The following is a 22536-nucleotide window of genomic DNA, read 5'->3' on the forward strand; positions in this document are numbered from 1 at the left end:
GTTATCAGGATCACTCGAACTCACAGTTATTTTTAATATTTCAAACCCTTGTGGGTTGATATTGTATTTATCGTTGAATATAAATATATCCAGCTTTCTTCACTTCTTCTCCAGAGTCTTTAACGTAGGTTAATATGTAATAATATGTACCTACAGGTAATTCTCTTTGCTGTTGTACTGTTACACGACCTTCAGAAACCCCTGTAAAGAAACGGCCGTCTTGGCCATAACCCTGAGACTTGAATACTTCAACACCCCATCGGTTAAAAATGGTTAGTGTGTTGTTAGGGTATTCTTCAAGGTTACGGATTATCAATCGATCATGATCACCATCACCATTTGGTGTAATTACATTATACACCTCAACTTCCTCTTCCAAATTCGCATTGTTTGGCTCTAAATAATCAGGAATGCCATCACCATCAGCGTCAAATGCATCGTCAGGATTACCGTCATCATTCGGATCCGGGTTTTCATCAATCGTCGCAATGGCATCACCATCATCATCATTATCGAGATAATCAGGTATTCCATCGCCATCTGTATCCTGTGTATCACCCGTATTTGGATTACCATCACCGTCAGGGTCAGCTCCCTCAAAAATGGTATCAACATCATCACCATCATCATCTATATCCTGGAAGTCAAATTCGCCATCACCATCTGTATCTTGTACGTTGTAATCAATGTTATCGCTGTCAGGACTTGTTTCAATTGAATCTGCTAATCCATTTGTTCCATATGGCCCATCTACTGTACCATCACCATCTGCATCTACTCCATCATGACCTGCTTCATAGATATCGAGTACTCCATCACCATCCGAATCTAAATCGTAGATATCAGGAATACCATCACCGTCGGTATCTCTACCAGGTGTGCCTCCTTCTTCTACATCATCTGGAATACCATCGTTATCATCATCAAGATCGATTGAATCGTAGATTCCATCACCGTCGTTATCTCCATCAACTGCAATAATCACGATAGCCGTATCACAATTTGTCGGATTAATAATCTCACAAATTTGATACTCGATGGTATAAATTCCGGTTGGAGTTCCTGCGGCTACATCAACCGTGCCATCAGGATTGAGTGTTAATACGCCATCAGGATCCGGAGTGATTACAGTAATAGTCACCTCAGCTGTAGTAGGAGCACCTGTACCCAAGATATCGTTATCCAATACATTAAGAATAGCGATTTGACCATTAGGACCATCAGCTAATATGGCATTAGTATCATCAATGGCGTCAATAAGCTGTTCGTTAACGGTAATTGTTACTGTAGCGGTTTCTGTATTAGTCGAACCATCAGAATGGGTTACTGTTACGGTATACGTAAAGGTATCAGTCCCAAAGAAATTGGTATTTGGTGTATAGGTAACTGTATTGTCTGAATTTATTACAACTGAACCATTTGCAGGAGTGGATACCGCAGTCACAGCGATGCTTGTTCCTTCAAAGGTATCGTTTGCTAACACATCAATAGTTACTGGGGTTTCAAAATCGGTAGTCGCTGTATCATCTTCTACATCTTGAATTGGATTCACGGTGATTGTTACTGTAGCGGTGTCCGTTTCTGTGCTACCATCAGCAAAGGTTATTGTTACTTCATAATCGAAGGTATCGGTTCCTACGAAATCTGCTTCTGGCACATAGGTAATTGTGTTATCCGCATTTATTGTAACTACCCCATATGTCGGTGTTGTTACATTAGTCACAGCAATGTTCGTATTAATGAAGGTATCATTGGCTAATACATCAATGGTAGCTGTTGTATCTTCATCGGTTGAAGCCGTATCATCAATGGCATCAGGAATTGGATTTACTGTAATAGTTACCACAGCAGTTTCGGTAGTTTGAGAACCATCCGCATTGGTTACTGTCACTTCATAGGTAAATGTATCAGTCCCACTGAAATCAGGCCCTGGCGTATAGGTAATTGTATTATCCGGATTAATGGTTGCAGTACCATTGGCAGGACTTGTTGTCGACGTTACTGCAATATTAGTATTTGTAAAGGTGTCATTGGCCAATACATCTATAGTTACCGGAGTATCCTCGTCAGTAGTTGCATTATCATCAATAGCATCGTCAACAGGAGTCACATCCACCGTTACAGTAGCTGTTTCTGTTGATGTACTACCATCACCATTTGTTACCGTCACGGTGTAATCAAAGGTATCAGTACCATTGAAGTCTGCATTTGGCGTATAGGTAACTGTATTATCCGCATTAATCGTCACTGTACCATTCGCTGGTGTAGTAGTAGCCGTCACAGCAATATTTGTGCTTGTAAATGTGTCATTGGCTAATACATCAATATTTACAGCAGTATCTTCAGGGGTAGTGGCTGTGTCATCAATTGCATCGGCCACAGGATTTACAGTAATAGTTACCGTTGCAGTTTCAGTAGTTGTTGTCGCATCTGCGTTGGTTACGGTTACTTCATAATCAAATGAATCCGTTCCGTTAAAGTCGGCATCCGGAGTATAGGTTACTGTATTATCACCATTGATTGTTACTGTACCATTTGCCGGTGTTGTGGTTGAGGTAACCGCAAGGTTGGTTCCTGAACCAAAGGTATCATTAGCCAACACATCTATTGTGACCGGAACATCCTCATCTGTAGTTGCTGTATCATCAACAGTATCTGCCACAGGATTTACCGTAATTGTTACCGTAGCTGTTTCAGTTGTTGTACTGAAATCGGCGTTTGTTACCGTAACTACATAATCAAAAGTATCGGTACCGTTAAAGTCTGAATTTGGTGTATATGTAACCGTATTATCCGCGTTAATTGTAACTGTTCCGTTTGCAGGACTTGTCGTCGATGTAACCGCAAGATTCGTTCCTGAATCATAGGTATCGTTAGCCAATACATCTATAGTTACCGGAGTATCCTCGTCAGTAGTTGCTGTATCATCGAATGAATCCTGAACTGGATTTACTGTAATAAATACTGTTGCTGTTTCGGTAGTTACCACTACACCATTTATTGCCAGCGTAACAGTATAGTCAAATTGATCTAGACCGTTAAAGTCAGCATTCGGTGTATAATCAACTGTATTATCCGGATTTATCGTTACCGTTCCGTTAGATGGTGTTGTTGTTGATGAAACGAATATTCTCGAAATAGGATTATATGTATCGTTTGTAAGCACATCGATATTCAATGGACCTGTGTCCTCATCCATCGTTCTGTTATCATCGAAGGCATCCTGAACTGGATTTACAGTAACGGTAACTGTTGCTGTTTCAGTCGTTGTACTTAAATCTGCATTTACTACGGTTACTGTATAGTCGAAGGTATCAGTTCCATCAAAATCCGGTGTTGGCGTATATGTTAAGGTTCCATCTGGTTCAACGGTCACCGTACCATTTTGTGGACTTGTAACATTTGTAATACTAATGTTTGTTGATGTAAATGTATCGTTTGCCAACGGATCGAAATTAACGGCAACATCCTCATCTGTCACCACTAGATCATCAATTGCATCGACGACTGGAGTTACATTGATATTAACCGTTGCTGACTCAGTAAATGTAAATCCGTTACTATTTGTAGCGGTTACCTCATAAATGAATGCATCAGGGCCGTTATAATCTGGATCTGGAGTATAGGTAAATGTACCATCCAACTCAACTACCACGGTTCCGTTAGTTGGTCCGGTAATTACCACATTGTCAATGGTAGTAGTCGGATCGAAAGTATCATTGACAAAAGAATCAAAATTGATCGGAGTATCTTCATCCGTAGTGACAGTATCGTCTATTGCATCATTTATCTGGTTGATCGTAACTGTTACAATTGTTGTTTCCGTCGTTGTACTACTATCAGGGTTTGTAACTGTTACTGTATAGCTATAGATATCTGTACCAAAATAATCAGGATCAGGAGTATAGGTTACTGTACCATCACCATTTAACACTACAGATCCGTTTGCCGGAGCTGTATTCACTCCAACTGCTGTTATAGCTGCAGTACTGCCCGTATAAAGATCGTTGTCTAACGGATTGAAAGTGACAGTATCATCCTCAGCAACGACTATAATATCTGGAACAACATCTGGCTGCGTAAGTACATTCACAGTAATTGTAGCTGTACCTGTTGATGTGCTACTATCAGGATGTGTTACTGTTACGGTATAGTCAAATGTGTCGATACCTGTATAATCTCCCGCAGGTGTATAGGTTATGGTGCCATCAGGATTAATAACCACGGTACCGTTTGCCGGTGATGTTGTTGAAGTAACGACTACCGTATCATCGGTTGCGAAAAGATCATTATCTAATACTGCAATATCAACAGGAGTATCTTCATTCGTACTTTCAATATCCGGATTCACTGCAATATCAGTGTCAATAATAGTAATCTCACCTGAAGCATCGGCAATTGTAACTAATGGTGTACTTAGGTTACTCAAGTTTATAAATAATGACTCCGTGTTTTCAGGATCAACATCATCTACAATTGTAACGGTTACATTTTGTGTTTCGCCATCTGTTCCGACAAAGGTTGCAGTTCCTGAGACTGCTCCAAAATCAGCTGGAGATACAGCACTATTATCTGCCGTAGCGAAATCTACTGTTAGTCCGCCCTGTACTCCGCCGGTTAATGTGATTACAAGGGTTGCAGTGCCGTCAGCTTCGTTTACTGTAATGTCATTAATTGCAATTGATGCGTTGTCATTATCTAATATCTGTCCGGTAGCAGCTGCATTTGTAATAGTCACTGCAGTATTACTAATATTCGATAAATTAACGGTATAGTCTTCGGTTGGTTCTACTATAAGATCGTCTATAATTGGTACCGTAATTTGAAGTACTTCGGCATCGTTTCCTACAAAAGTTAATGTCCCTGCTGATGCATTAAAATCAGTTCCCAGTGTTGCCGTATTTCCTATTGTAGCGTAGTCAATTGTAAAGCCATCTTGAACATTTCCTGTTAGGGTTACATCGAAAGTAGCATTACCATCAGCCTCATTTACCGTTATGTTTGTAATATCAATACTTGCAACGTCGTTATTCGTAATACCACCATCTCCCTGTGCATCGCTAAAGGTGATGTCCGTATTGCTTACCGATACTAAATCCACTACATAGTTTTCAAGCGGTTCTAGCACATTGTCATCGATTATCGGAACAGTAATTGTTTGAACTTCCGCATCTGTTCCTGTAAATGTAAGTGTGCCCGTTGTTCCAGTATAATCCGTATCCTGAATAGCCGTGCCTCCTGCTGTTGCGTAATCCACAGTAAAACTGCCTTGTACTCCTCCAGTAAGCGTTACTTCAAATATGGCCACACCTGCATCTTCCGCAACCGTTACATCGTTAATAGCCAAGCTTGCAGCATCGTTATTAGTAATCTCACCAAGACCAGAAGCATCAGCAACGTTTACTAATGGGGTAGAAATTCCAGAAAGGGTTACGAAATAGTCCTCTGTAGTTTCAAGAATTGCGTCATCAATAATAGTGATTGTGATGGTCTGTGTTTCTCCATCTGTACCCGTGAAATTAAGTGTTCCCGTATTTGCAGTATAATCAGACGGTTCAACCGCAGTACCATTACTTGTAGCATAATCAATAGTAAACGGATCTTGTACTCCACCTGTCAATGTCACCGTAAAGGTTGCCGTTCCTGCTGCTTCGTCAACAGATACGTCATCTATACTTAGATCTGCGGTATCGTTATCAGCGATATTTCCTGTTGATACTGTTGTACCCAGACCTATTAATGCATTCGAGACATTGCTTATGGTTACCGTATAATCTTCAGTAGGCTCTACTAAGGCATCATCGGTAATGTTTACAGTTATAAGCTGTTGTTCTCCGTCAGTCCCGGCAAAGGTTAAAGTGCCCGCGGCAGCCGTATAATCTGATCCCGCCAGGGCTGTACCATCAGCGGTTGCATAGTCAACATCAAAACTACCTTGCACATCTCCGGTTAATGTTACTATAAATGTAGCCGTACCTGCAGCTTCATTCACTGTAACTGGACCTGCGATACCTAATACAGCAGCGTCGTTATCGATAATTGTTCCAAGACCTTGACCATCTGTTATCGTAACATTGGTATTCGAAATATTTAAAAGGTTTATGAAATAATCCTCTGTTGGTTCTAACAAGGTATCATCAGTAATATTTACCGTAATATCCAACGCTTCACCTGTTGTTCCGGTAAATGTAAGAGTACCAGATACTGCATCATAATCCGTACCTTGTATAGCGCTATTATCTGCTGAAGCATAATCGATGGTAAATCCGTTTTGCACATCACCAGTTAGTGTAACTGTAAAGGTTGCTGTTCCCGCATCTTCATCAACAACTTGATCGTTGATTGCAATACTCGCCACATCATCATTCGTAATTGTTCCTAAACCTTGTGCATCAAGAACCATCACCAATGGATTCGATATAGAAGCTAAATCGACAAAGTAGGTTTCATCTGGCTCTAACAAGGTATCATCTGTAATATTTACAGTGATGGTTTGTGTTTCTCCATCAGTACCTGCAAACGTTAGTGTGCCCGAAGCCGCATCATAATCCGTATTTTGAATCGCAGTATCTTCTGCCGTTAAATAGTCTAGGGTAAATCCTCCTTGAACTGCTCCTGTTAAACTAACTGTAAAGGTTGCCGTACCCGCATTTTCTGCTACAATTACATCATCTATTACTACCGAGGCATTATCCTGGTCTGTAATGATACCAGTACCAACAGCAGTATCAATTGTAACCAATGTATTGCTAATATTACTAATGGTTACAGTATAATCTTCATTCGGTTCAACTAATAGATCATCTATTATAGTAACTGTAATGGTTTGTGTCTCACCATCAGTTCCTGCAAAGGATAATGTACCATTCGTTGTCGTGTAATCTCCCGGCTGAACAGCAGTTCCATCGGCAGTTGCAAAATCGATATCAAATCCGCCTTGTACATCACCTGTAAGGGTAACTGTAAAGGTTGCAGTACCAGCATCTTCGTCAACTGTCACACTATCGATGTCTACCTCAGCATTATCGTTGTCAGTAATTGAACCAAGACCTTGTGCATCGCTGAAGGTTATTAAGGTGTTGCTTACTGAAATAAGATTTGCAAAATAATCTTCGGTTGGCTCTACCAGAGTGTCTTCTAGAATAGGCACAACAAATGTTCTGGTCTCAGCATTGGTTCCGGTGAAATTTAATGTTCCGACAGATGCGGTATAATCTGTATTTTCGACAGCCGTAATTTGAGCTGTTTGATAGTCGACTGTAAAGGCTCCTTGTACATTTCCAGTTAAGGTAACAGTAAACGTTGCTATTCCCGCATCTTCTGCCACCGATACATCATTAATGGCTAGCGAAGCTGCATCATTGTCATTTATTGTAACCGTTCCGGAGGCATCAGATATTGTAACCAATGCATTAGTAATTCCGCTAAGATTCGCTACAAAGTCTTCTACACTTTCTAAGAGATTATCATCAATAATTGGTATGGTAAAAGGCTGTACTTCGCCATCTGTCCCTACGAAGTTTAATATTCCCGTGCTAGTGGTATAATCCCCTGGCTGTACTGCCGTATTATCAGCGGTTGCATAGTTTACAGCGAAGTTACCTTGTACATCACCAGTTAGAGTTACATTAAGCGTCGCGGTTCCTGCATCTTCATCGACAGTAACATCATTAATCGCAATACTAGCGGTATCATTATCCGTAATGGTTCCTGTGCCTGTTGCCGTATTAATTACCACTAATGTATTGGTAATATTGCTTAAGGTAATTGTGTATTCCTCGGTAGGCTCTAACAAACTGTCATCTACAATCGATACTGTAATTTGTTGTATTTCTCCATCGGTTCCAGTAAAGGACAACGTACCGTTTGTTAATCCGAAATCATCAGGATCAGTCGCTGTACCATTAGCACCAGCGAAGTCAATATCAAAACCTCCTTGTACAGCTCCAGTTAAGGTTACGTCAAAGGTAGCTGTACCTGCAGCTTCATTAACTGTGACATTATTGATATTTACTTCCGCATTATCATTGTCAGTAATCGTAACTGTTCCTGTTGGGGAAGGATTACCCACCAATGCATTACTTAAGTTTGACAGGGTTACTGTTAAATCCTCTGTACTTTCTAATAATAAGTCGTCCGTAATAGGAATGCTAATTGTTTGAACCTCCGCGTCGTTTCCTGTAAAAGTAAGCACTCCGCTAACTGCCGCTGTGTAGTCGCCTGGTGCTACCGCTGTATTATCCGCAGTATCATATTCTACCGTAAAGCTTCCTTGTACATCTCCGGTTAATGTAATGCTCAGTACTGCATTGCCTATTGCCTCATCGACAGTTATTGAGTTAATTGCAATACTTGCCGCATCATTATCTGTAATCGTTATTTCTCCTTGAGAGTCACTTACAGTCACTAAGGTATTGGTAATACCACTTAAATCAACAAATAGACTTTCTGGAGATTCTAAGAGGGTATCATCAATAATCGTTACATCAATCGTTGCTGTTTCACCATCAGTTCCTGTAAAATTAAGTGTACCCGTAGTTGCAGTAAAGTCGCCAGGAGCCACCGCAGTATTATCTGTTGTTTGGAAATCAATATCAAAACCACCCTGCACATCGCCCGTAAGTGTAACAGTTAAAGTTGCTGTTACTCCATCTTCCGCAATTGTAATATCATTAATTGCTACGCTGGCTACATCATTATCAGTAATAGTACCTAACCCCTGGTTATCTGTAAAGGTCACTAGTGGGTTGGAAGGATTACTGAGGTCTACATTATAAGTTTCTGTAGGTTCAACTAATGTATCATCATTAATAGTAACTGTAATTGTTTGTGTTTCGCCATTTGTACCTGTAAATGAAATGGTTCCTGCGGTTAATGAATAGTCACCTGGACTTACCGCGGTTATATCTGCTGCTGCAAAATCGACATCGACTCCGCCTTGTACAGCACCATTTAAGGTTGCTGTAAATACCGCAGTACCGGCATCTTCTGCAACAGATACGTCATTGATACTAATGGTAGCAGTATCATTATCAGTTATCGTCCCGGTACCCTGAGCTGTATTAATATCTACTAAAGCATTACTAATACCAGTCAAGTTGGCGAAGAAATCTTCTGAATTTTCAAGAACAGCATCGTCTATAATAGGTACTGTAAAGCTTTGCACCTCGGTATCGTTTCCTGTGAAGGTTAACGTACCTGTAGCCTGTGTATAATCGTCAGGTTGTATTGCCGTGTCATTTGTTGTACTATAATTAACCGTGAAACCACCTTGTACGTTTCCTGTTAATGTAACATCGAACTGCGCTGTACCTGCATTTTCATTGACAGTGATACTGTTTATATCAATACCTGCTGTATCGTTATCTGTAATTCTTGTAATTCCTTGTGCGTCGCTAATAGTCACTAATGTATTACTAATAGCACTTAGATTAGTAAAGAAACTTTCAGTAGCTTCTAACAGATTGTCATCAATAATTGGAACTGTAATGGTCTGAATTTCAAAATTAGTTCCGACGAAGGTTAGCGTACCCGATTGCGCTGTGTAATCTGCCGGATCAGTAGCTGTGTTATCTGCTGTAGCATAGTTAACCGTAAAGCCGCCTTGTACTGCCCCGGTTAACAGTACTTCATATACCGCCGTGCCAGCTGCTTCATTAACGGTTACATCATTAATAGCGATACTTGCATTATCATTATCTACAATTTCACCTAGACCAGTACCATCATTTATTGTAACCAACACTGTTGACACATTGGATAAATTAACGGTATAATCTTCAGTGCTTTCTACCAAACTATCATCTTGTATTGGAATTGTGATTGTCTGCGTTTCGCCATCTGTACCAGCAAATGTCACTACTCCAGCAACTGCTGCTGTATAATCACCTGGTGCTACCGCTGTACCGTCTGCTGTATCGTATTGCACATTGAATCCTCCAGGCACATCACTTCCAGAAAGTGTTACAGTAAATACGGCATTACCTGCATCTTCATCTACAGAAACATCATTAATTACAAGATTTGCGGCATCATTATCAGTAATAGTCCCAACTCCTTGAGGCTTGGTAATATTGACTAAGGCATTGCTGATATTTGATAAGTTAACGAAGTAGTCTTCGCTGAATTCAACAAAAGTATCTTCATTAATGGTGATTGTAATTGTTTGCGTTTCACCATCGGTTCCGACGAAGGTTAAGGTATTATTGTCAGTAACGTAATCACCAGGTGCAATTGCCGTGTTATCTGCTGTTGCCCAATCTACCGTAAAGCCTCCTTGAACCGCTCCAGTTAATGTCACTGTAAACGTCGCAACCCCAGCATCTTCAGCCACAGAAACATCATCAATACTTATTCCGGAAAGATCATTATCAGTAATGGTTACTTCTCCTTGTGCATCGGCAAGGGTCACTAGAGGATTTGTTAATGTACTTAGATTAACAAAGAAAGATTCTGTGCTCTCTAATAAGCTATCATCCGTAATTGGAATAAGAATTGTTTGTGTCTCAGCATCATTACCAACAAAAGTTAATGTTCCCGAAGTACCTGTATAATCGGTATCCTCAATTGCATTGTTTGAGGCAGTGGCATAATCTATTGAAAAACTACCTTGAACATCTCCTGTTAATGTAACAGTTAAGGTAGCGTTACCTATTGCTTCATCTACTGTGATGTCATTAATCGCCAATGATGCAGCATCATTATTTGTAATACTACCAAGTCCTTGTGCATCGGTAACAGTAACTAATGTATTTGTAATGCCACTTAAGTTTATAAAATAAGTTTCAAGATCTTCCAACAACGTATCTTCAGTAATAGGAACTGTAATCGTTTGTGTTTCGTTATTTGTTCCTACAAACGTAAGAGTATTGGTTACAGCTGTATAATCAGATCCCGCAAGAGCAGTATCATCTGCCGAAGCATAGTCAATATCGAATCCACCCTGTACATCACCAGTTAAAGTGACCGTAAAGGTTGCTGTACCGGCCCCCTCTGATACTGTCACATCGTCAATAGCAACAGTAGCGTTATCATTGTCTGTAATGGTACCTAGTCCTTGATTATCTGCAATGGTTACCAATGCATTACTCACAGAAACTAAATTGACGAAATAATCTTCAGTTGGCTCTACCAAACTATCGTCTATAATTACAACAGTAACTGTTCTTATTTCACCGTTGTTTCCTGTGAAATTAAGTGTCCCTGTTGTATTCGAATAATCAGCACCAGCTATTGCAGTATTATCAGCTGTTTGATACCCTACAGTGAAAGCACCTTGAACATCTCCTGTTAGTGTAACATTAAAGGTAGCTGTACCCGCTGCTTCATTTACTGAAACGTCATTAATACTAATACTTGCGGCATCATCATCGGTGATAGTACCTTCACCCCTAGCATCGGCCAATGTGACAAGTGCATTGCTAACACCACTTAGGTCCACAAAATAATTTTCAGCTAATTCCACCAAAGTATCATCGGCAATAGCAATAGTGATGGTTTGTGTTTCTCCTGTAGTACCCGTGAAATTTAATGTTCCTGTAGTACCTGTATAATCGGTATCCTGAATTGCCGTTCCTGAAGCAGTTGCATAATTAACTGTAAAGCTATTCTGTACATCACCTGTTAAAGTTACCGTAAATGTAGCAGTACCAGCATTTTCATTTACTACAACATCATCAATTGCCAGACTTGCCGCATCATTATCTGTGATTGTTCCCAAACCTTGGGAATCGGAAACAGTAACCAGCGTATTTGTAATTCCTGAAAGATTAACGAAATAGGTCTCAGTAGCCTCTAATAACACATCATCGGTAATTGATACGGTTATAGTTTGCGTTTCACCGTTAGTCCCAGTAAAGTTAAGTGTACCAGATGTTGCGGTATAATCAGACCCAGCAATCGCGCTATCATCTGCAGTGGCGTAATTAATATCAAATCCACCTTGAACATCTCCTGTTAAAGTTACCGTAAAGGTTGCCGTTCCGGCATCCTCCGCAACAGTTACATCATCAATCACCACAGATGCAGCATCATTATCAGTAATAGTACCTAATCCCTGATTATCTGCAATAGTTACCAGAACATTGCTTACTGAAGTAATATTCACAAAGTAATCCTCGGAAGGCTCTACCAAATTATCATCTGCAATGGCGACAGTAATTGTTTGCGTTTCTGTATCAGTACCAACAAATGTGAGCGTTCCTGTTGTAGCTGTATAATCGGCTCCTGCAATCGCTGTATCATCAGCAGTAGTGTAATTTGCTGTAAATCCACCTTGAACCGATCCGGTTAAGGTAACTGTAAAAGTAGCCGTACCTGCAGCTTCATTCACTGAAACATCATCAATGGCTATACTCGCTGCGTCATTATCTGTAATTGTACCTTCACCTTGAGAATCACTAAAAGTTACCAGAGCATTACTGATGTTACTTAAATTGACATTAAAAGTTTCTGTATTCTCCAACAATGAATCATCGGTAATTGCTATTGAAATGGTTTGCGTCTCCGCATTAGTTCCTGTGAATGTTATTGTACCACTACCAGCGGTATAATCTGTATTTTCTATGGCAGTGTTTTGTGATGTCAGGTAATCAATAGTAAAACTACCTTGAACATCTCCAGTTAATGTTACTGTGAAATCAGCTGTCCCCGCCGCTTCATTTACCGTTACATCGTTAATTGCTATTGAAGCCGCATCATCGTTTGTTATACTACCTAGTCCTTGCGAATCGCTTATGGTCACCAAGGTATTTGTGATGTTTGAGAGATTTACAAAATAAGTCTCAGTAGGTTCTAATAGATTATCGTTTGTAATGTTAACCGTTATAGTTTGGGTTTCGTTATTAGTACCAGTAAAGGATAACGTTCCTGAATTAGCGGTATAATCTGATCCGGCTATTGCAGTATCATCAGCAGTAGTAAAGTCTACATCAAATCCTCCCTGAACTGCACCGGTTAACGTAACGGTAAAGGTCGCCGTACCTGCAGCTTCATTAACTGATACGTCATCGATTGCTATTGAAGCCGAATCATTATCTGTGATGGTTCCGACACCTTGGGATTTTGTAACACTGATTAAAGCATTTGTTATGCCAGACAGGTCAATATTATAGGTTTCATTTGCTTCAACCAGCAAGTCGTCTGTAATTGCAACCGTGATCGTTTGGGTTTCTCCATCTGTACCAGCAAAATTTAGTGTGCCAGCGACACCAGTGTAATCTGTATTTTCAATAGCTGTAACACCAGAAGAAGCGTAGTTAATGCTAAAAGCGCCTTGTACATCACCGGTAAGTGTTACCGTAAATACAGCAGTTCCAGCAGTTTCATTCACCGTAATATCATCGATTGCCAGTGAGGCCGCATCATTATCATTAATGGTACCCAGTCCCTGTGAGTCTCCTACAACAACCAGTGGATTTGTGGTTCCGGTAATATTTACAAAATACGTTTCATCAGCTTCAACCAGTACATCATCAATGATCGGAACTAAAACAGTTCTTGTTTCGCCATTTGTACCTGTAAAATTAAGGTTACCAGTTACCAGCGTATAATCATCAGGTTGTGTCGCACTATTATCTGCAGTAGTATAGCTAACAACAAAACTATCTTGCACTTCTCCAGTTAGGCTAATAGTGAATGTCGCAATACCAGCATCTTCATCAACAGTTACGTCATCAATAGTTAATGTTGCAGCATCATTATCAGTTATTGTACCGATACCTTGTGGTTTGGTTACGTTTACCAGAGCATTTGTAATTCCTGAAAGATTTACAAAATAGCCCTCAGTTGCTTCTAGCAGAGTATCATCGGTAATATTTACTGTTATTTGCTGCGTTTCAGCATCATTTCCAGTAAAAGTGATTGTTCCAGTATTTGCAGTATAATCTGATCCTGCCAAGGCCGTATTGTCGGCAGTTGCATAATTAATGTCAAAGCCACCTTGTACATCTCCCGTTAAGGTAATTGTAAAGTTTGCAGTGCCTGCGGCTTCGTTGACTGTAATATCATCTATAGAAAGTGATGCCGCATCGTTGTCTGTAATCGTACCAGTCGCCTGGCTATTTGTAACGGTAACTAAAGTATTCGTAATACCACTAAGGTCAACTGTAAAGGTTTCATCGGCCTCTAAAAGTATATCATCTACAATTGCAACTGTAAAACTTTGTGTTTCGCCGTCAGTACCAGCAAAGCTTAATGTTCCTGAAGTATTAGCATAGTCGGCAGGGTTTAGAGCCGTACCGTCAGTAGTTGCATAGTCGATATCAAATCCGCCCTGCACATCACCGGTTAGCGTGACAGTGAATGTAATCGTACCATTATTTTCATCTTCAATTACATCTGCAATATTGATACTTGAAGTATCATTGTCGGTTATAGTACCGACACCTTGTGCATCATTTATTGTTACAAGGCCTGTACTCACGTTGCTTAAATCGACATTAAATATTTCATCTATTTCATCAAGTGTATCCTCCGTTATTGGAACAATAATTTGCTGTGTTTCAGCATCTGTTCCTACAAAATTCAAGGTCCCACTTACTCCTGTATAATCAACTCCTTGCGATGCCGAACTTCCAGATGTATTATAATCAACACTAAATCCTCCGGCAATAGCTCCTGTAAGGGTTACCGTAAAAATAGCATTACCTGCACTTTCATCAACGGTAACATCATCAATTGCAATTCCTGAAGCATCATTATCAGTTATGGTACCCAATCCTTGAGCATCTGCAATTGTAACCAGCGGATTTGTAATACCACTTAAATTAACAAAATATGTCTCAGCTAATTCTGCTACGGCATCATCGGTAATAGTAATTGTAATAGTTTGCGTTTCAGCATCATTTCCGGTAAAAGTTATGGTTCCCGTATTCGCGGTATAGTCTGCACCAGCATTGGCTGTATTATCTGCAGTTGCAAAATCAACATCGAAGGATCCTTGTACATCTCCAGTAAGTGTTACTGTAAATGTTGCAGTACCAGCAGCTTCATTTACCGAGACGTCATCAATTGCTATACTTGCTGAATCATCATCGGTTATAGTACCGACACCTTGTGCAGTTGTTACAACTACGTTAGTATTACTAACGTTTGAAAGATCTGCAAAATAGGTTTCTACAGCTTCTAACAGATTATCGTTAGTAATAGGCACTATGAATGTTTGAGTTTCATTATTAGTACCTGTAAAGCTTAACGTACCTGTGGCTGCGGTAAAGTCTGTTCCTTGAACTGCAGTATTGGTTGCAGTGGCATAATCGACTGTAAAACCACCTTGTACATCACCAGTTAAGGTTACTGTAAAGGTAGCAGTACCTGCGGATTCATTTACCGTGACATCATCTATCGCAATACTTGCAGCATCATTATCGGTGATTGTACCTTCTCCCTGCGGATCGTTGATCGTCACCAAGGTATTTGAGATAGCGCCTAGGTTGACGAAGTAATTTTCAGTTGGCTCTAATAAGGTATCATCAATTATAGGAATAGTGATTGTCTGGGTTTCACCAGTGGTTCCTACAAAGTTCAGTGCTCCTGTAGTTTCTGTAAAGTCGGTATTTTGAGCGGCTGTATTTCCAGCTGTTGCATAATTCACACTAAACCCGCCTTGTACATCTCCTGTCAGTGTAACAGTGAATACTGCATTTCCAGCATTCTCGGCTACAGAGATATCATTTATAACAATACTGGCAGCATCGTTATCAGTAATTGTTCCGACCCCTTGCGAATCATCTATTGATACAAGAACCGTACTAATATTACTTAAGTCAATTGTATATCCTTCATTCGACTCAACCAAGCTGTCATCAGTAATTGTAACTGATATGGTTTGTGTTTCACCAGCGGTACCAACAAAATTTAATGTACCTGCAACCCCGGTATAATCCGTCCCTTCAATAGCGGTTGTTGCTGTTGATATATAGTCAATGCTAAATCCTCCAGCTACGGCTGCGCTCAACGTAACGGTAAAGGTAGCAGTTCCAGCTGCCTCATCAACTGAGACATCATCTATTACCACATTTGCGGAGTCATTGTCACTTATTGTTCCTACTCCTGTATCGTCGGCAATTGTAACTAGCGGATTGGTAATACCACTCAATAGCGCATTGAAGTTTTCGCTACTTTCTACTAAAATATCATCAATAATTGGTACCGTAAACGTTTGTGTTTCTCCATCTGTTCCGGTAAAGTTTAGCGTACCACTTGATGAAGTAAAATCAGATGGTGATACGGCAGTATTATCAGAAGTAGCATAATTAACACTAAATGCACTCTGAACATCTCCCGTTAAGGTAACAGTAAAGGTTGCTGTACCGGCGCCCTCACTCACGTTAACATCGTTGATGCTGATGCTAGCGACATCATCATCAGTAATTGTGACCGTCGATTGATTATCAGCCACCGTAACCAATGCATTACTGATACCCGAAAGGTCAACTACAAAATTTTCATCACCCTCCGTAAGTGCATCATTTGTAATAGGAATCGTAATTGTTTGTGTTTCCGTATCAGTACCAGTAAAAGTAAGTGTGCCCGAAGAAGCTGTAAAATCAGTTCCTTGAATGGCTGTTCCAGATGCAGTATCATAATCCACCGTAAAGCCACCTTGTACATCTCCGGTAAGGGTTACCGTAACTGTTGCTGTACCGTTGTTTTCATTAACCGTTATATCGTTAATAGCTATACTTGCTGCATCATTATCGGTGATTGTACCCGTACCTTGCGAATCTGAAATGGTTACTAAAGTTGTTGATAGCCCACTTAAGGTTGTCAAATATGTTTCTGTTGCTTCTACTAAAGTATCTTCAGTAATAGCAACAGTAAATGTTTGTGTTTCAGCATCAGTTCCTACAAAATTCAATGTTCCAGTCGCACCAGTATAATCCGTATTTTGAATAGCAGATACACCCGAGGTAGCATAATTTACACTAAATCCGCCTTGCACATCTCCTGTCAAGGTCACGGTAAAGGTTGCGGTGCCTGCTGCCTCATTTACCGTTACATCATCAATCGCTATACTCGCTGCATCATTATCGGTAATCTGACCTAATCCTTGATTATCAGAAGCTGTTACCGCTGTAACACTAATGTTATTTAGATTTACAAAGTAATCCTCTGTGGGTTCAACCAATGAATCTTCATTAATCGTTACCGTAATACTTTGTACTTCATTGTTAGTCCCTGTAAATGTCAAGGTACCTGAAGCAGCATCGTAATCCGTATTTTCTATAGCAGTGTTTGCAGCTGTTATGTAATCTACTGTAAAGCCTCCCTGTACATCACCAGTAAGGGTAACATCAAAAGTGGCAGTGCCAGCAGATTCAACAACTATCACATCGTTAATGGCAATGGTCGCGGTGTCATTATCGTTAATAGTAATTTCACCTTGCGCATCTGATATCGTAACTAAGGCAGTGTTTAATCCCGAAAGATCTACAAACAAACTTTCACTTGCTTCTACTAAAACATCGTTTACAATAGGCACAATCAATGTTTGTTGTTCACCTGTATTCCCTACAAAAGTCAATGTGCCAGTACTAGCAGTATAATCTCCTGGAGCAATTGCAGTATTATTTGCAGTTGCATAATCAACGGTAAAACCACTCTGGGTATTACCCGTTAAGGTTACTGTTAAGGTTGCCGTTCCGGCACCTTCGTTTACAGTGATATCGTTTATCGCTATACTTGCCGCATCATTATCCGTAATAGTACCTTCACCTTGTGCATCTGAAATGGTAACCAGTGTACTTGTTAAACCACTAAGATTAACCACATAGTTCTCCGTAGGCTCGACGAGGTTGTCGTCAGCAATAGCAACTGTAAAAGTTTGAGTTTCAGCATCAGTTCCAGCAAACGTCAAGGTACCGTTAGATTGAGTAAAATCAGTATTTTGAATTGCGCTACCGCTTGCAGTATCGTAATCAACCTGGAAGCCGCCTTGCACATCACCGGTCAAGGTTACTGTAAAGGTTGCAGTACCTGCTGCCTCATTTACTGTTACATCATCAATCGCTATACTCGCTGCATCATTGTCAGTAATCTGACCTAATCCTTGATTATCAGAAGCTGTTACTGCAGCAACACTAATGTTACTTAGATTTACAAAGTAATCCTCTGTAGGTTCAACCAATGAATCCTCATTAATCGTTACCGTAATACTTTGTACTTCATTGTTAGTCCCTGTAAATGTCAAGGTACCTGAAGCAGCATCGTAATCCGTATTCTCTATAGCAGTGTTTGCAGCTGTTATGTAATCTACTGTAAAGCCTCCCTGTACATCACCAGTAAGCGTAACATCAAAAGTGGCAGTGCCAGCATTCTCATTTACTGTCACATCGTTAATGGCAATGGTTGCATTATCATTATCGGTGATTGTTACTGTACCTGTTGAAGTTCCGTTAGATACTAGTGCATTACTAATATTGGATAAGGTCACTGTAAAATCTTCAGAGCTCTCAACTAATATATCATCGCTTATTGGAATGCTTATGGTTTGAACTTCAGCATCATTCCCAACAAATGTTATTGTTCCGGCTGTAGTCGCAGTATAATCTCCAGGAGCAATCGCCGTGTTATCGGCAGTATCATATTGTACTGTAAAACTACCTTGTACATCTCCGGTTAAAGTAACTGAAAGAACCGCGTTTCCTACTGCTTCATTTACTGTAATTGAATTGATTGCTATACTAGCAGCATCATTATCAGTAATAGTTGCCTGCCCCTGATTATCAGAAATAGTCACTAAGGTATTGGTAATACCACTGATTCCTGCAAAGAACGTTTCAGAAGGTTCTACCAAAGTGTCATCGATAATAGGTACCGTAAAGGTTTGTGTCTCTGTATCTGTTCCAACAAAGGTTAGTGTACCAGCAGTATTGGTATAGTCACCTGGGGCAATTGCGGTGTTATCCGCTGTCGCATAGTTCACCTGCAAGCTGCCTTGCACATCACCGGTCAAGGTTACTGTAAAGGTTGCAGTACCTGCTGCCTCATTTACTGTTACATCATCAATCGCTATACTCGCTGCATCATTGTCAGTAATCTGACCTAATCCTTGATTATCAGAAGCTGTTACTGCAGCAACACTAATGTTACTTAGATTTACAAAGTAATCCTCTGTAGGTTCAACCAATGAATCCTCATTAATCGTTACCGTAATACTTTGTACTTCATTGTTAGTCCCTGTAAATGTCAAGGTACCTGAAGCAGCATCGTAATCCGTATTCTCTATAGCAGTGTTTGCAGCTGTTATGTAATCTACTGTAAAGCCTCCCTGTACATCACCAGTAAGCGTAACATCAAAAGTGGCAGTGCCAGCATTCTCATTTACTGTCACATCGTTAATGGCAATGGTTGCATTATCATTATCGGTGATTGTTACTGTACCTGTTGAAGTTCCGTTAGATACTAGTGCATTACTAATATTGGATAAGGTCACTGTAAAATCTTCAGAGCTCTCAACTAATATATCATCGCTTATTGGAATGCTTATGGTTTGAACTTCAGCATCATTCCCAACAAATGTTATTGTTCCGGCTGTAGTCGCAGTATAATCTCCAGGAGCAATCGCCGTGTTATCGGCAGTATCATATTGTACTGTAAAACTACCTTGTACATCTCCGGTTAAAGTAACTGAAAGAACCGCGTTTCCTACTGCTTCATTTACTGTAATTGAATTGATTGCTATACTAGCAGCATCATTATCAGTAATAGTTGCCTGCCCCTGATTATCAGAAATAGTCACTAAGGTATTGGTAATACCACTGATTCCTGCAAAGAACGTTTCAGAAGGTTCTACCAAAGTGTCATCGATAATAGGTACCGTAAAGGTTTGTGTCTCTGTATCTGTTCCAACAAAGGTTAGTGTACCAGCAGTATTGGTATAGTCACCTGGGGCAATTGCGGTGTTATCCGCTGTCGCATAGTTCACCTGCAAGCCGCCTTGCACATCACCGGTCAAGGTTACTGTAAAGGTTGCAGTGCCTGCTGCCTCATTTACCGTTACATCATCAATCGCTATACTCGCTGCATCATTGTCGGTAATTATTCCTTCTCCTTGTGCATCCGCGATGGTAACCAATGGATTTGTAAGGCTGCTCAAATCTGCAAAGAAACTCTCTGTAGACTCCACCAAACTATCGTCTGTTATTGGCACATTAAATGTTTGTGTCTCTCCCGCTGTACCAACGAATGTTAGGGTACCTGTACTCGTTGTATAATCTGTACCAGCTAATGCCGTATTCTGTGCAGTTGCATAATCAATATCGAATCCACCTTGTACCGCATTATTTAATGTAACAGTAAAGGTTAATATTCCAGCGCCTTCATTGACCGTAACATCATTAATCGATACACTAGCATTATCATCATCAGTAATCGTCCCTAAACCTTGATTATCTGCAACCGTCACTAATGTATTGCTGATGTTACTCAAGTTCACAAAGTAGTCAATTGTAGGACCAACAACTAAATCATCAATAATTGGTACAGTGATGGTCTGTGTCTCATTATTAGTACCGACAAAAGTCAAACTACCGGTAGTAATTGTATAATCCGCAGGAGCAACCGCGCTATTGTCTGCTGTTGCATAGTCTATTGTGAAGCTTCCATCTACACCTCCGGTTAATGTTACGGTAAAAGTAGCCGTACCCGCACTTTCCGAAACTGTCACATCATCAATTGAGATACTGGCACTATCATTATCAGTAATCGTACCTACTCCTTGACTATCAGCAATAGTTACTAAGGTATTGGTAATACCACTTAGGTTAACAAAGAAATCCTCTGTTGGTCCTACTAAGGCATCATCTATAATAGGAACGGTAAAAGTTACTGTTTCTGCATCGGTTCCAGCAAAGGTCAATGTTCCCCCAGTACTTGTATAGTCAATAGGAGATGTTGCTGTATTATCGGCTGTCGCATAGTTCACTTGGAAGCCACCCTGTACATCACCGGTCAAGGTTACGGTGAAGGTTGCTGTACCTGCTGCCTCACTTACCGTTACATCATCAATCGCTATGCTTGCCGCGTCGTTATCGGTAATTGTTCCTTCTCCTTGTGCATCTGCGATGGTAACCAATGGATTTGTAAGGCTGCTCAAATCTGCAAAGAAACTCTCTGTAGACTCCACCAAACTATCATCTGTTATTGGCACATCAAATGTTTGAGTCTCGCCAGCTGTACCAACGAATGTTAAGGTACCTGTACTCGTTGTATAATCTGTACCAGCTAATGCCGTATTCTGTGCAGTAGCATAATCAATATCGAATCCACCTTGTACCGCATTATTTAATGTAACAGTAAAGGTTAATATTCCAGCACCTTCATTGACTGTAACGTCATCAATTGACACACTTGCATTATCATCATCAGTAATTGTACCTAAACCTTGATTATCTGCAACCGTTACTAATGTATTGCTGATGTTACTCAAGTTCACGAAATAGTCAATTGTTGGGCCAACTACTAAATCATCTATAATTGGTACAGTGATCGTTTGCGTTTCATTATTAGTACCTGTAAAGGTCAAACTACCTGATGTATTTGTATAATCCGCAGGAGCGGTAGCAGAATTATCTGCGGTTGCATAATCAATGGTAAAGCCACCTTGCACATTACCTGTTAGCGTCACAGTGAAAGTAGCAGTGCCAGCACTTTCAGAAACTGTTACATCATCAATGGATACACTAGCAGTATCATTGTCAGTGATGGTACCTACTCCCTGACTATCTGCAATAGTTACTAAGGCATTTGTAATACCGCTTAGGTTAACAAAGAAGTCCTCACTACTTTCAACATCAGTATCATCAATAATTGGAACGGTAAAAGTCTGCGTTTCTGTATCTGTACCAGCAAAAGTCAACGTTCCGGTAGAATCAGTATAATCATTCGGCTCTATTGCAGAATCATTTGCCGTTGCATAATTCACCTGGAAACCGCCTTGTACATTACCAGTTAAAGTTACAGTTAAGGTTGCTGTACCTGCCGCCTCACTTACCGTTACATCATTAATCGCTATGCTAGCCGCGTCGTTATCAGTAATAGTACCCTCTCCTTGAGCATCACTAATGGTTACCAAACCATTACTCAAACTACTTAAGTTAGCAAAGAAGCTCTCTGTAGCCTCTACTAAACTATCATCAATGATTGGAACAGTAAAAGTCTGTGTCTCTGTATCAGTACCAGTAAACGTTAATGTTCCTGATGATGTGGTGTAATCTCCTGGTTGTATAGCACTGTTGTCTGCAGTTGCATAATCTACCGTAAAACCGCCTTGTACATCGCCCGTTAAAGTAACAGTAAAGGTTGCTGTCCCTGCTGCTTCAGCTACAGTCACATCATTGATCGCTATGCTTGCTGCATCATTATCCGTAATAGTAACCGCTCCTTGTGCATCGCTAATAGATACTGATCCCGCGCTTACAACATTACTTAAATCAACTACAAAATTCTCGCTCGGCTCTACTAAACTATCATCGATAATTGGAATAGTAAAGGTTTCTGTTTCTCCATTAGTCCCAGCAAAGGTCAGCGTATTCG

General features: G+C 40.3%; 1 protein-coding gene. It reads right to left on the bottom strand.

Annotated features, from left to right (window positions below):
* Positions 1–67: 67 nt before the first annotated feature.
* Entirely contained in the window at positions 68–22528 is a 22461-nt protein-coding gene (locus tag ABN763_RS10330) for a Calx-beta domain-containing protein (protein ID WP_410485387.1), read from the bottom strand.
* Between the last annotated feature and the right edge of the window lie 8 nt (positions 22529–22536).

The sequence above is a fragment of the Spongiivirga sp. MCCC 1A20706 genome, from assembly GCF_046524175.1.
GTDB lineage: Bacteria > Bacteroidota > Bacteroidia > Flavobacteriales > Flavobacteriaceae > Spongiivirga.